Origin of the sequence: Symbiopectobacterium sp. RP, assembly GCF_050472005.1 — a bacterium.
Taxonomy (GTDB): domain Bacteria; phylum Pseudomonadota; class Gammaproteobacteria; order Enterobacterales; family Enterobacteriaceae; genus Symbiopectobacterium.
This window is the reverse complement of sequence record NZ_JBGOGS010000002.1, coordinates 608,962-621,878: the sequence shown is the minus strand read 5'-3', so window position 1 is coordinate 621,878 and position 12,917 is coordinate 608,962. Positions and strand designations below refer to the sequence as shown.

Sequence of the window (12,917 nt, the reverse complement as noted above, 5' to 3'; positions counted from 1 at the left end):
GATCGCAATGTTTTACCGCTTATGGACGCTAATCGTCAAAGAGCTACAATCGCTGCTGCGCGAACCGCAAACCCGCAGCCTGCTGGTTTTCCCTGTAGTGCTTCAGGTTTCTCTGTTCCCGTTCGCCGCGACGCTGGATGTCACCAATGCCACCATCGCGATTTATAGCGAAGACAGTGGACCGGCATCGATTGAACTGACACAGCGCATCGCCAACGCGCGCACCTTCTTTCAGGTATTAACGCTGCGCAGCCCGCAGGCCATCGCACCAACTATCGACAACCAGAAGGCGTTATTGCTGGTGCGCTTTCCACCCGACTTCTCCCGCGACCTTGCCAACGGCAACAGTACCTCGCTTCAGGTCATTCTGGATGGACGGCGTTCTAACAGCGCGCAAATTGCGGCAAATGATATACAGCAGATAGTTCAGGAATATGAACGGGAGCTGATGGTGGGAACAACGCGAAACAACCAGAGCGAACTGGTGGTGCGTCACTGGTATAACCCGAATCTGAACTACAAGTGGTTTGTGGTGCCTTCGCTTATCGCCATGATCACTACCATCGGCGTATTGATTGTCACGGCGCTCTCTGTAGCGCGCGAGCGTGAACAGGGTACACTCGACCAGTTGCTGGTATCGCCGCTGGCAACCTGGCAAATTTTTATTGGTAAAGCGGTACCGGCGCTGATTGTTGCTACCGGTCAGGCTACCATCGTGCTGCTGGCAGGGATCTTCGCTTACCAGATTCCCTTTGCGGGTTCACTGCTGCTGTTTTATGCGGCGATGCTGCTGTACGGCTTGTCTCTGGTGGGATTTGGTTTACTGATTTCGTCGCTGTGCGCCACGCAGCAGCAAGCGTTCATCGGTGTGTTTGTTTTTCTGATGCCCGCCATCCTGCTCTCAGGCTATGTCTCTCCGGTGGAAAACATGCCGCTATGGTTACAGAATCTGACCTGGGTGAACCCCATCCGCCATTTTACTGACATCACCAAGCAGATTTACCTCAAAGGGGCCGATTTCAGCGTGGTATGGCACAGCCTGTGGCCACTGCTGGCTATCACTGCGACTACCGGCAGCGCGGCCTACGGGCTGTTCAGGCGAAAGATGTCGTAAAGCGCCATCGTTTTTTGCTCAACTCAACCACAAATTTCATTGAGTAACTCTGGGTGGCGATCGAGAAGTTTCAGCAATTTCACCGTAGAAGGATGGGGCTGCGATTTTCCCGCTTCATATCGGTAAAATGCGTTATAGCCAAGCGACATTATTTTGATAACAATTAGCTGTATTTTTTTGCCACATATCAGGGCATTGGCTGTAATCATTTTTAAGTCGGTTGGCTATATCACCGCCACCAAATATTCGCCCGGCTTCTCGTTGCGATAATTCGAGTTTCTTTCGCACGTTCATGATATACGCCGGTTTGACCGTATCATTAATAATCGAATTCTTAAACTCGACCACTTTCGCCATGTACTCGGCCGACTCGGCTTTGTCCATCACCACTTCACCACACTTAGGGCAATGCAACGCACGGATTTGCTGCAAAATCTTTTTTTTGCCACGCCATGAATAGGGAACATCTTTTACACGTTGTTCCATTTCGGCATCGCCACACTGAGGACATTTCATTCTATAGCCAACCGACTTAAAAATGATTACAGCCAATGCCCTGATATGTGGCAAAAAAATACAGCTAATTGTTATCAAAATAATGTCGCTTGGCTATACTTCTCCTTAAATGAGACGATGAGTACATCATCGAGTACCGTCACTTTTATATAACACCTGATACCCTTTATCGTCGGGCGGTACACATCCTGCCACAGGCTTTGTTGAATAAATAGATTTTATGCTGGCAGCCCAGCGAAACGACGGATCCTCGTAACGTAAAATCATGCAGTTAGGCCTCATGAGAAAAGTGTACACCTGAGATGACAAGCATTTTCAACCAAAACTGGCATGGAAAAACAGCATGATTACCTATTATTCAACAAAGCCCCTGCCACACCGTATGATCGAGGTATGTCGTCATACTCTTGTAAAAAACCTGACAGGTCAGCGATTATTACTGCACACATGCCATCAAAAAATAATCACCAAGTAGGTTTTACAAGTTTCAACATCAACCATACGGTAATGGCTAGGTTGCGCCCCAAAAAAACCGCACGTTCTACGCGCGGGGCTATATACCCGTCATACTTCAAATTGCAGATGCGTATTAGCGGCGGTTGCCGAAAATGCGCAACAGCATCAGGAACAGATTGATAAAGTCTAGGTAAAGCGTCAATGCCCCCACGATGGCATATTTGCGAAAACTGTCGCGGTCGTCAGCAGAGAGCTGCTCACCGATATTTTTCAGTTTTTGCGTGTCGTAGGCCGTCAAACCCACAAACACTACCACACCGATATAGGTCACAGCCCACATCAAGGCATCGCTTTTCAACCAGATATTGACCAACGATGCCAGCACGATACCGATCAGGCCCATAAATAGCATGCTGCCCAGGCCGCTCAGGTCGCGTTTGGTGGTGTAACCATACAGGCTCATGGCACCGAACATCCCTGCCGTAATGACAAAGGTGCTGGCGATCGATTGCCCTGAATAGAGGATAAAGATGCTGGAGAGCGTCAATCCGGTCAACGCCGAATAGAGCATAAACAGCCCTGTCGCCACGCTACCGCTCAAGCGCTGCACCATACCGGAAATCACGAACACCAACCCCAACTGAGCAATGATCAGTCCGAAAAAGGTAATCCGGCTGGAAAAAACGAAACTCATTATCGCGGGGGATTGCGCCGCATACCAAGAAACAAACGCCGTCAGCAATAAACCGCATGTCATCCAGCCATAAACCTGCGCCATATAAGCCTGAAGGCCGCTATTAGGGCGTTCGACTATCGAATCGCCTGAACGAGGGAACCGATCCATAATACTACCCTTACGTTGCTGTCTGGCACCGCAGACAGAGATTGTGACTCGGGCGTGCATCGCCCACCGTTGACAAGTGTATCACATGGCGCAGTGTCGCATGTGGCGAAAATCACGCCAGCTTCAACGACCATTAATCAAATGAAAGAGGTGAAAACCAGCGAGCGTCAATTACCAACGTTCAGCAGCGGCATGGTCACTGTCACGCGCATCCACCCATCGATCGCCCTCCGGCGTCGCTTCCCGTTTCCAGAATGGCGCATGGGTTTTCAGGTAATCCATAATAAATTGCGCAGCGTCAAAGGCCGCCTGACGGTGTGCGGCGCTCACGCCCACAAACACGATTTCATCGCCGGGATAGAGCGGTCCAACGCGGTGGATCACATAGACACGCGGTAGTGTCCAGCGTTCTCTGGCTTGCTCAACGATCTCCGCCAACGCTTTCTCAGTCATCCCCGGATAGTGCTCCAGCGTCAATGCACTCACATCGGAAGCCAGATTATGGTTGCGCACTTTACCGGTGAACGTGACCACCGCACCGTCTTCGTCGCATTGTGCCAGCCACTGATAGGCCAGCCCCACGTCAAACGGCGCAGTGCCGACCTCAATCCGGGTTTCTGGTTGTGGGCTCACTGGCATCATCAGCCTCCGGTTACCGGTGGAAAAAACGCCACTTCATCACCATCGCGTAGCGGGTGTGAAGGCTCGACCAACGTCTGGTTCACGGCTGTCAGCAATTTGCCGGACTCCAACGCCAGCGCCCAGCGTTCACCGCGTGTGACCAACGTCTGGCGCAAATCCTCAACGCAGGAAAATTCCGCAGGAAGACTAAGCGAATCCGTTTGCGTCAGTTCACGAACCTGTGCGAAAAACAACACGTTAATCATTGCCCCTCCGCCTGAAAATCTCCGGATTTGCCACCGCTTTTTGCCAGCAAACGCACCGGGCCGATAACCATGTCTTTCTGCACCGCTTTGCACATGTCATAAATGGTCAACGCAGCTACCGAGGCAGCGGTCAGCGCTTCCATCTCCACCCCCGTTTTACCGGTTAAACGGCACAGCGATTCGATGCGCACCCGGTTATGCTCAGGCTCGGCTGTCAGCTCAACGGCAACTTTGCTTAACAGCAGAGGATGGCACAGTGGAATCAGTTCCCAAGTGCGTTTAGCCGCCTGAATCCCGGCAATGCGCGCGGTGGCGAACACGTCACCTTTGTGGTGCTGCCCATTGATAATCATCGACAGTGTTTGCGCTGACAGCGTGACAAAGGCTTCCGCATGCGCTTCGCGCACCGTTTCAGCTTTTGCTGACACATCCACCATGGTGGCTTCGCCGGCGGCGTTAATATGGGTGAACTGAGATGACATGATTAATTCGATTTCTTTAAATGGGGGAAAAAATTGCACGGTTTTTGCCGGGCATCCAACTGTTCCTGAATGATACGTTCCCAGGCAGTGCGACACGCACGTGTCGAGCCGGGCACGGCAAAAATAACCGTTTGGTTTGCCAGACCCGCAACAGCACGGGACTGAATGGTGGCGGTGCCGATATCCTCATAGGAGACCATGCAAAACAGTTCACCAAAACCGTCAATTGAGCGATCGAACAGCGGAGAGATGGCTTCTGGCGTGACATCGCCAGCGGTGAAACCCGTGCCACCATTGATCAGAATCACCTGCACCGTCTCGCTGGCAATCCAGGCGGTAACCTGCGCCTGAATCAGGTAGCGGTTCTCTTTGACAATGGCGCTGGCCACAATCTGGTGCCCGGCCTCTTGTGCCGCTTCGCGCAAATAGTCACCTGAAGTATCATCTTGCGCGGTACGACGCGCAGAAACGGTCAATACTGCAATTTGCAGCGGAATGAAGTCATCACTGACCTTGCTCATATCACACACCTCTTAACACGGAAAATCGCAAGAGTAGCTATCAGCCACCGATAAAAGAAAGGTTCTGCGTTATGCCGCTGTTGCCATCATGCAGGAAGTGGGTCTGTTTTTTCAGCGATAACCCACCCGCAATACGCAGCGCGAGATCGTCCATTTGGCTATCCTCCGCCAACAGGTCGCGCAAGCGAATGCCCTGCTCGCCGAACAGGCACAGGTGCAGGTTACCCACGGCGGACACGCGCAGGCGGTTGCAACTCAGGCAAAAATCTTTTTCGTAGGGCATGATAAGGGCGATTTCGCCCTGATAATCATCGTGCCGAAACACCTGGGCTGGCCCATCACTGCGGCCGCGCGGCGCCAGTTGCCAGCCCTGAGCCAACAATTTGTCGCGAATGACCGTTCCGGGCAGATGGTGACGGGCAAACAGCTCCCTTCCCTCTCCGGTTTCCATCAGTTCGATAAAACGCAGTTGGATGGGTCGGTCCTTGATCCAGTGCAGAAACGCATTCAGCTGATTATCGTTAACATCACGCATCAGCACGGTATTCACTTTAACCTTGGCAAAACCGCAGTCAAAGGCAGCATCGATCCCGGCCATCACCTGATGAAACTTATCCTGCCCGGTGATCGCATGGAACTGACGCGCATCCAAGCTATCAACACTGACATTCAGCGCCGTTAGCCCGGCATCACGCCATACTTCCACATCGTGCGCCAGCCGATAGCCATTGGTGGTCACCGCCAGGGTTTTGATCGAAGGATTTTCTCGGATGGCAGCTAAAATCTCGACAAAGTCACGTCTTAACGAAGGTTCTCCCCCAGTTAAACGCACTTTTTCCGTACCGAGCGCAGCAAAAGCGCGGCTGACCCGACGGATCTCATCCAGAGAGAGAAAACGCTTGGTGGGTGCGCCAGAAGGCTGATAGCCATCAGGCAAACAGTAGGTGCAACGAAAGTTGCATACATCTGTGATCGAAAGGCGCAAATAATAAAACTTGCGCGCAAACGCATCCGTCAATTGACTTAGCATAAACACCTTTCCAAATTCGGGAGGCTCGGGCATTTCTCCCCTGCACCCTGGTGACCTCAAGGGTCACGGCCAGAGCACCGTATGACACAGTCACTGCCACATCACTTAGGCACAAAGGCTAGGAGTCTGATTTCATCAAAGAAGAGTCTAACGTTACTCACGCATTACGTCACCCCAATATTCGTTATATATTTACTTATATATCTAATATATAAATGTTTTTTATCTTCCACAGGCTTCCAGCATAGTCGAAAAGAGGCGTAAAAAATTGTCGTAATTCATCCTGAGGCAAAGATTTTTGGTTTTTTTCGCCTTTATGAGGCTTTGTTGAATAATAGTGAGTCATGCTGTTTTTACAGCCAGTTTTGGTAGAAAATGCTTATCACCTCAGGTTTACAGTTTTCTTATGAGGCCTAACTGCATGGTTTTGCGTTGCGAGGATCTGTCGTTTCACCGGGGGTGCAGCATAAAATATGTTTATTCAACAAAGCCCCTTTATGAGAGAAATCAGCTACCTTAGCCACGTGAATTCCCCCTCTTTTGCAAAAGGCCTCTATGCGCAATCGCACGTTAGCCGATCTCGACAAGGTTGTCGCGCTGGGTGGCGGGCACGGCCTTGGTCGCGTCATGTCATCACTTTCCTCGTTGGGTTCACGACTCACCGGCATTGTGACGACCACCGATAACGGCGGCTCGACGGGCAGGATCCGCCGCGCAGAGGCATAGGTATCTACACATCATAAAGGGTTAAAAACCACCATAGCGAAGTGGGCAAGTTCTTCCGGGGTATAGTCTGCTAATAACGTCAAGGTATTTAGCAGGATGGATAGTCCGGCAAGCAGCGCTGGGGCGCTTTCTTTACACCCTCGTTTTTGTTGTCGTCCGGATAATCGGCAAATTAACTGACGGGCTGCCGCATTGTCGTCTCCTTCAGCGTGTTGCAGCCGCCATACCAGCACACATGCCATGCTAGCTATCAATAACCTGCGTAGCAGGGCACCAGCACTGCGCTCAAGCCATTTTTCTACATCATGACCGGCACCTTTCAGCAGCTTAAAAAAGGATTCAATACCCCAGCGCCAGTAATACAGCCAACCGACTTAAAAATGATTACAGCCAATGCCCTGATATGTGGAAAAAAATACAGCTAATTGTTATCAAAATAATGTCGCTTTTCTATACCAGCGAGCGACTTCCGCGCTGGTGATCTCGTTGCTAACGTTTGTGAGCAGCGTCCGATAAATTTACCGTGAGTATCGGTAAGGCGAACCACAACTAATCTGAGTGTCAGAGCTACGCCTGGCTGAACTTTCACTCGCCGTCCGGTGTTCTTGTCTTTCCGCTTCGCTTTTGCTGTTCGCGTTATGATCACGGATGTTTCCCCGATCTCCATATTGGCTTTTTTCCCTTTCCAGCCAACCTGTCTGTTTGCGATAAATGACAGATCGTCTGCAAGTTCACCAATTTTACGGGTGTCACCGCTCCACTCGGCCCGATGCCCTTCCTTATCCCCGGATAAGCCAACATATTCCCTGGGAGCTTAATGTGCGCATATGCCCGATAGAGTCACCTTCACGGTCAATGAGATGAACTAACTTCTTCCGGTATCAAGAGACTCAACGCGGGCGATATCAGCCGTCAAAGCATCCATATGAGTCAGACTCTCAGACAAGCCCTCGCTTAGCGTTGAACGACAACCCGCCCTATCGGTTAGAGTTTGAGACAGGGGCGCTATTGGTAAACCATTTGCAGCATCAAGCAGTAGGCGGGTTTGTAGTTCATAACCGACGTCGCCACCATGCGTCATTTTCAAACGTTCTTCTTTCCCATTGTGGGTACGAAACTGTAAATGAGACCAGTCGTGAACAACGGGAGCGTATGGATGCGGGCTAAGTGCAACCTGCCGGAGAGCCAGCGAAATAATCGGTTCATTGAGCTGACTGAAGCTAATATGTTCATTATTAAAAAAACGCCAAACGGCCTGAGTAGTGGCGAATGTTGTTTTCTGCGCACAGGCAAGGTCTTTAACGGCTGACGCCAATGGTGCTGCGGGAGTCATGTGTTGGTTAACCAGACGCTGATAACGCCGGTTAAGGCGGGCATCAATCCCGCCGATGGATAAGTTGAGATCATGCAGCAACGTAATAGCAGATATTGCAAAAGATGTGTAGATACCTATGCTATCCATGGCGGGGAACGGCACATCCAGCAGCAACAGACGCGGCTTACACAATAACGCGCACCCTAACGCCACGCGCAGTTGCTGCTCGGCAGAGAGGTCGCGAGGATAGCGCGCTGCGCACTCGGTCAATCCCAATAGCGTCAGCATCTCCTGCACCGCATCTTTATGTTCTTGCGTCATAGGCACCGGGCAGGCAAAGGCCAAGTTCTCCTGCCCGGTTAAATGCGGGAACAGGACGTAGTCTTGAAACACCAACCCAACAGGACGCTGATGTGCGGGAACAGATATCATTGGGGTGCTCATGCGCTCACCGACAAGCGCTATCTCCCCTTTTGTCAGCGGCAACAAGCCAGCGATCGCTTGCAACAACGTGGTCTTGCCGCTGTCGTGGGGGCCCAATACGCAAATCAGTTCCTGCTCGCGCACTGAAAAGGTTACCCCGTCCAGCACGGGCTGCTGCCTGAGATGACAAGATACGCTTCGCACCGCCAAAACCGTGGTGGGCGTCATCGATTATTTCCCTTCCAAAGCCATTGAAACCACAACATCGGCACAGCGCCAATCAGCACTAAACACAGCGCTGGCAATGCCCCTCACTGCAACAGGTTATCTGCAGCAAGACGAAAAACATACGTCGGCAACGTTTCCCACCCGAACGTGCGGAATAAAAATGCGGCATTTAACTCTTTCATGCCTTCGAAAAACAGAATCACCACGCCCATCATCACCTGTGGTTTCAGTAACGGGAAATAGACGCGCGCTCCGCGTTGCCACAGCGTGAGTCCAGCCATCGCGCTGGCCTGATCGAGAATGCTCGGAATGTTCGCCATACGTATACTGAGTGGCTCCAACACAAAACGGCTGAATTTGGCGCAGTAAACCAGCACCATGATCAACCAGACGCTGGAAAACAGCTGGGGTACAAACGGTATCTCCGCCAGCATATCCAGAGAACGAAGTCCGTTATCCAGTGCAATTAGCGGAATGGCAATGCCCGTCGCCAGTGCAACCGCCGGAAACACATAGCCCCACTGCGCCAAGGCGAAAGAAACGCGTCCGGCACGTAACCCCGCCAAACGAATAAACAGCAGAAAAGGAATCATCATCGCGCACAGAATAACGGCAGCCAACGATGCCATGGTCAGACTGTTCAACAACGCGTCTAGCAGCGTTGCGCTCCAGCCGTCGCGGATATAGCCAAGCGATATTATTTTGATAACAATTAGCTGTATTTTTTTGCCACATATCAGGGCATTGGCTGTAATCATTTTTAAGTCGGTTGGCTATATTCGCTAATTGCCAATACAGCAAGCGACCGAGCGGTAAATCGAAAGCCAACAGCGCCAGCCCCCAGCATACCAGCGTGACCAGTCGCGCCATACCGACCGTCAGCACCGGCTTGACGATGTCATCTGCGCTCCCCGGAAAGGTATTTTGCCGTTGCTGGCGGGCAAAACGCAGGCCAAGCTAGGTAAGCAGCACAACAAAAGGCAACAGAGAGAGCGTCCAATGGGCGACAGCCTGAGTATCACCTTGCAACACGCCAGCATCGATCAAACGCGTTGTCAGCGTAGGTAGTGCCAGCAAGCGCGCGGTACCATAATCATTCAAGGCCTCGACGGCCACCAGCATGACACCCATTCCGATAACCGGACGCACCAGCGGGAAAGACAAACGCCAGAATACCTGGCGCGGCGTCAGTTTGAGTAGCTGCGCGGCCTGTAACCAGTGCGGAGGTTGGGATTCCAGCGCACGACGCACGGGCAGATAAACATAAGGGTAAAAGGCCAGCGCCAGCACGACACAAGCGCCCAACAGCGTTCGGCTGTGCGCACTTTCCTCACTGAGCGCAGGAAAATCTAACAGGGCCCACAGCACGCCATGTTGCCCCAGCATATCGGCATAAAAATCGGCTATCAAAAAGGCAGGCATGGCCAGCGGTAAGCACAAGGCCCAAGCAACGCCGCGTTTACCGGGAAAACGGTAATAGGCTAGGCAGCAGGCAACCCGATCAGCAGGCTCAGCGCCACAGACCAGAATCATCGTATGCAGCAGATAAAGCGGCATCCCCTGCTGCCACAGTGCCAGCATGCCGCTAGCATCGAGCCAAAATGCCAGCGCGAAGACGATCCCCACGGGAAGCAAAAATGCTCCGTTAATCACTCAATAACTGATACGCCAGAGACCCGATATCATCACACCAGCAACGGTAAATCCTATTGACCATCATCTATTATAGCCAACAGACTTAAAAATGATTACAGCCAATGCCCTGATATGTGGCAAAAAAATACAGCTAATTGTTATCAAAATAATGTCGCTTGGCTATAATAACGGAGGCTGCGCACGGCGTCATGTTATCAACACGGAATAAATGGGGCTTAATCCGGCCATTGGTCTCAACCGTACAGATTGGCACATCAGGGAATAACGAGTTTTACTAACGTGAACGCGTAAAATAAACCTTGAACCCACTTACCCCATCTGTGATAACGTCATTTTACGATTGTTGATACAGGTTTAATCATGAAACGCTCTGCGCTGGCACTGCTGCTTATGAGTCTGATGGGATTTTCGTCAGCCAGTAACGCACTGAATGAACTTGAGGCGGAAGATCTCGCTGACTTGACGGCCATTTTCGTCTATCTAAAAAACAACTGTGGCTATCAAGACATTCCCAACGATCATATTCGACGCGTTCTGGTCGCTTTTGCACAGCAAAACCGTTGGAATCTCAACAATTACAGTGACTTTGATATGACCACCCTGGGTGAGGATAGCTACCGCGATCTGAGTAACATCCCAATACCGACGCCCAAAAAGTGTCAATCGCTGGCGCAAAACTCGCTCGGTCTGCTCGCGTAACGTTTCCCGCACTGCCTGAAATTTCGCCGTGCAAGCCATCAGCGAGTTAGCTATGATGGCGCGCTCATTTTCACGGCGGTTATCGCAGAGGAAGCCCTGACATGTCCCGAAAAGAGATATGGCATGAAACGTTACATGCCGGCTTCGGCCAATATTTTTCCATTGACCAAGTGCTGTTTCATGAAAAAACCGCCCATCAGGATCTGATTATCTTCGAAAATGCGGCGCTGGGGCGCGTGATGGCACTGGATGGCGTGGTGCAAACCACCGAACGCGACGAGTTTATCTACCATGAAATGCTAACCCATGTCCCTCTGCTGGCACATGGCGCTGCCAAGCGCGTGCTGATTGTCGGCGGCGGCGATGGCGGCATCCTGCGCGAAGTGTGTCGCCATCCGGAAGTAGAACACATAACCATGGTGGAGATTGATGCGGGGGTGGTCAGTTTCTGTCGCCAGTACCTTCCCAACCACAGTGCCGGAGCTTATGACGATCCGCGTTTAACGCTGGTGATCGCCGATGGCGTTGATTTTGTCAGCCAAAACCGCGATAGGTTTGATGTGATCATTTCTGATCGCACCGATCCCATCGGCCCCGGAGAAAGCCTTTTCAGCTCAGCGTGTTACGATGGCTGTGCGCATAGCCTGAATCCTGGCGGCCTGTTTGTCGCACAAAATGGCGTCTGTTTCCTGCAACAGGATGAAGCCATCAACAGCCACCGCTTACTCAACCGCTCTTTTTCGGATGTCACCTTCTATCAGGCGGCAATCCCCACATATTACGGTGGCATCATGACCTTTGCCTGGGCCAGCAACGATCCGACATTGCGCCTAGTAGCACAGGACACGCTTACGGCACGTTATCACGCTTCAGGCATCACCTGCCGTTATTACAATCCGGCTGTCCACACGGGTAGCTTTGCGCTGCCACAATATATACTGAATGCATTAGCCTGACGCTTACAGCCATAAGGGGGTGACGAAAATTGCACAAGCTGAAACTGCACGGCTTTAACAACCTGACCAAAAGCCTGAGTTTTTGTATCTACGATATCTGCTATGCCAAAACCGCTGACGATCGCGACGGCTATATCGCCTATATTGACGAACAGTACAACGCCAATCGTTTGACAGAGATCCTCACGGAAACCTGTACGATCATTGGTGCCAATATTTTGAACATCGCGCGGCAAGACTACGATCCTCAGGGTGCCAGCGTGACTATTCTGGTCAGCGAAGAGCCGATGGATCCGCGCGATGTCGATAACTCAGAACTTCCCGGACTGCTGCCCCATTCCGTGGTTGCGCATCTGGACAAGAGCCATATTTGTGTACACACATACCCGGAAAGCCATCCCGAGGGCGGCCTGTGCACCTTTCGCGCCGATATTGAAGTGTCAACCTGCGGCGTGATTTCCCCGCTAAAAGCACTGAATTACCTGATTCACCAGTTGGAATCCGATATTGTCACCATTGATTATTGTGTGCGCGGTTTCACGCGTGATATCAACGGGGTAAAACATTTCATCGACCATCAAATCAATTCCATTCAGAACGTTATGTCGGAAGATATGAAGTCGCTGTATCACCTGATGGACGTGAATGTGTATCAGGAGAATATGTTTCACACCAAAATGCTGCTCAAGGATTTCGATCTGCGGCACTATCTGTTCAACGCCGCGCCAGAAAATCTGGAAGCGGTGGAGCGCAAAAGGATCACCGATCTGCTCTATCATGAAATGCGAGAGATCTACTACGGTAGGAATCTTCCGGTTTTGTAGAGGACGTACCGGCGGGTCCACAGCGGCCCGTTTTTTTTATTCTCAACCACGCCCCCGTTTCCCCCTTGGTAGCACTGTCTTCTTCCGCCATTCCGATCTCCGCCTCAATGATCTCACACTAAGCACCATATATTGTATAATTGAAATTAAAAACATCTACATCTAGTATTTAAACACGCCACGATTATCGATAAGGCGCGTTTCGCAGAAAGGCGGCAGCGGAAGGGTGTCACAAGGCCG

At 51.4% G+C, this 12,917-nt stretch carries 16 protein-coding genes, 3 pseudogenes and 1 riboswitch; of the genes and pseudogenes, 5 read left to right on the top strand and 14 right to left on the bottom strand.

Features of this window, described 5'->3' with window-relative positions:
* The first annotated feature begins 7 nt into the window (after positions 1–7).
* Positions 8–1,114, top strand: coding sequence for an ABC transporter permease (locus ACD630_RS21555; protein ID WP_430360591.1), 1,107 nt, complete (start codon positions 8–10; stop codon positions 1,112–1,114).
* Between the two features lie 23 nt (positions 1,115–1,137).
* Here ACD630_RS21555 and ACD630_RS21550 read toward each other — a convergent pair.
* The 9 genes and pseudogenes from ACD630_RS21550 to moaA all read right to left on the bottom strand — a co-directional run bounded on the left by ACD630_RS21550 (position 1,138) and on the right by moaA (position 5,850).
* A pseudogene (locus ACD630_RS21550) lies at positions 1,138–1,630 on the bottom strand (type II TA system antitoxin MqsA family protein).
* Positions 1,631–1,704: 74 nt separating this feature from the next.
* Positions 1,705–1,830 (bottom strand): annotated as a pseudogene (locus ACD630_RS21545) (type II toxin-antitoxin system MqsR family toxin); the annotation flags it as partial.
* Positions 1,831–1,988: 158 nt separating this feature from the next.
* Entirely contained in the window at positions 1,989–2,060 is a 72-nt protein-coding gene (locus tag ACD630_RS21540) for a hypothetical protein (RefSeq protein ID WP_430361233.1), read from the bottom strand.
* A gap of 159 nt (positions 2,061–2,219) precedes the next feature.
* Complete coding sequence (locus tag ACD630_RS21535; protein WP_430360590.1) at positions 2,220–2,930, bottom strand: Bax inhibitor-1/YccA family protein; 711 nt, start codon at positions 2,928–2,930, stop codon at positions 2,220–2,222.
* Between the two features lie 171 nt (positions 2,931–3,101).
* Positions 3,102–3,563, bottom strand: a complete 462-nt coding sequence (gene moaE, locus ACD630_RS21530) for a molybdopterin synthase catalytic subunit MoaE (protein WP_430360589.1) — start codon at positions 3,561–3,563, stop codon at positions 3,102–3,104.
* 8 nt (positions 3,564–3,571) lie between these two features.
* Positions 3,572–3,817 (bottom strand): molybdopterin synthase sulfur carrier subunit, encoded by a 246-nt coding sequence (gene moaD, locus ACD630_RS21525; protein ID WP_430360588.1) that lies wholly within the window; start codon positions 3,815–3,817, stop codon positions 3,572–3,574.
* The gene (gene moaC, locus ACD630_RS21520; protein WP_430361232.1) at positions 3,814–4,299 is read right to left on the bottom strand and encodes a cyclic pyranopterin monophosphate synthase MoaC; all 486 of its coding nucleotides are present in this window, start codon (positions 4,297–4,299) and stop codon (positions 3,814–3,816) included. The genes moaD and moaC overlap by 4 nt, the downstream gene beginning before the upstream one ends.
* A gap of 2 nt (positions 4,300–4,301) precedes the next feature.
* Positions 4,302–4,820 (bottom strand): molybdenum cofactor biosynthesis protein B, encoded by a 519-nt coding sequence (moaB, locus tag ACD630_RS21515; protein ID WP_430360587.1) that lies wholly within the window; start codon positions 4,818–4,820, stop codon positions 4,302–4,304.
* Positions 4,821–4,860: 40 nt separating this feature from the next.
* Positions 4,861–5,850, bottom strand: coding sequence for a GTP 3',8-cyclase MoaA (gene moaA / locus ACD630_RS21510; RefSeq protein WP_430360586.1), 990 nt, complete (start codon positions 5,848–5,850; stop codon positions 4,861–4,863).
* Positions 5,838–5,987, bottom strand: a riboswitch (molybdenum cofactor riboswitch). Its footprint overlaps the gene before it by 13 nt.
* A 418-nt stretch (positions 5,988–6,405) precedes the next feature.
* On the opposite strand from moaA, the pseudogene ACD630_RS21505 reads away from it, so the two are divergent.
* Positions 6,406–6,570, top strand: a pseudogene (locus ACD630_RS21505) (2-phospho-L-lactate transferase CofD family protein); the annotation flags it as partial.
* A 17-nt stretch (positions 6,571–6,587) separates the two neighbouring features.
* Here the strand turns inward: ACD630_RS21505 and ACD630_RS21500 are convergent.
* The 5 genes from ACD630_RS21500 to ACD630_RS21480 all read right to left on the bottom strand — a co-directional run bounded on the left by ACD630_RS21500 (position 6,588) and on the right by ACD630_RS21480 (position 10,168).
* On the bottom strand, positions 6,588–6,818 hold the full coding sequence (locus tag ACD630_RS21500) for a hypothetical protein (RefSeq protein ID WP_430360585.1): 231 nt from the start codon (positions 6,816–6,818) through the stop codon (positions 6,588–6,590).
* A 179-nt stretch (positions 6,819–6,997) separates the two neighbouring features.
* Positions 6,998–7,243, bottom strand: a complete 246-nt coding sequence (locus tag ACD630_RS21495) for a hypothetical protein (protein WP_430360584.1) — start codon at positions 7,241–7,243, stop codon at positions 6,998–7,000.
* A 198-nt stretch (positions 7,244–7,441) separates the two neighbouring features.
* Positions 7,442–8,482 (bottom strand): ATP-binding cassette domain-containing protein, encoded by a 1,041-nt coding sequence (locus ACD630_RS21490; RefSeq protein ID WP_430360583.1) that lies wholly within the window; start codon positions 8,480–8,482, stop codon positions 7,442–7,444.
* A gap of 143 nt (positions 8,483–8,625) precedes the next feature.
* The gene (locus ACD630_RS21485) at positions 8,626–9,300 is read right to left on the bottom strand and encodes a hypothetical protein (RefSeq protein ID WP_430360582.1); all 675 of its coding nucleotides are present in this window, start codon (positions 9,298–9,300) and stop codon (positions 8,626–8,628) included.
* A gap of 199 nt (positions 9,301–9,499) precedes the next feature.
* The gene (locus ACD630_RS21480; protein ID WP_430361231.1) at positions 9,500–10,168 is read right to left on the bottom strand and encodes an ABC transporter permease; all 669 of its coding nucleotides are present in this window, start codon (positions 10,166–10,168) and stop codon (positions 9,500–9,502) included.
* Between the two features lie 390 nt (positions 10,169–10,558).
* On the opposite strand from ACD630_RS21480, the gene ACD630_RS21475 reads away from it, so the two are divergent.
* From ACD630_RS21475 to speD, 3 genes are all read left to right on the top strand, one after another.
* The gene (locus ACD630_RS21475; protein WP_430360581.1) at positions 10,559–10,897 is read left to right on the top strand and encodes a YacC family pilotin-like protein; all 339 of its coding nucleotides are present in this window, start codon (positions 10,559–10,561) and stop codon (positions 10,895–10,897) included.
* 101 nt (positions 10,898–10,998) lie between these two features.
* On the top strand, positions 10,999–11,853 hold the full coding sequence (gene speE, locus ACD630_RS21470) for a polyamine aminopropyltransferase (RefSeq protein WP_430360580.1): 855 nt from the start codon (positions 10,999–11,001) through the stop codon (positions 11,851–11,853).
* A gap of 29 nt (positions 11,854–11,882) precedes the next feature.
* Positions 11,883–12,677 carry an adenosylmethionine decarboxylase gene (gene speD / locus ACD630_RS21465; RefSeq protein WP_430360579.1) on the top strand — a complete coding sequence of 265 codons (795 nt, stop codon included), beginning with the start codon at positions 11,883–11,885 and terminating at the stop codon, positions 12,675–12,677.
* Positions 12,678–12,917: the final 240 nt, after the last annotated feature.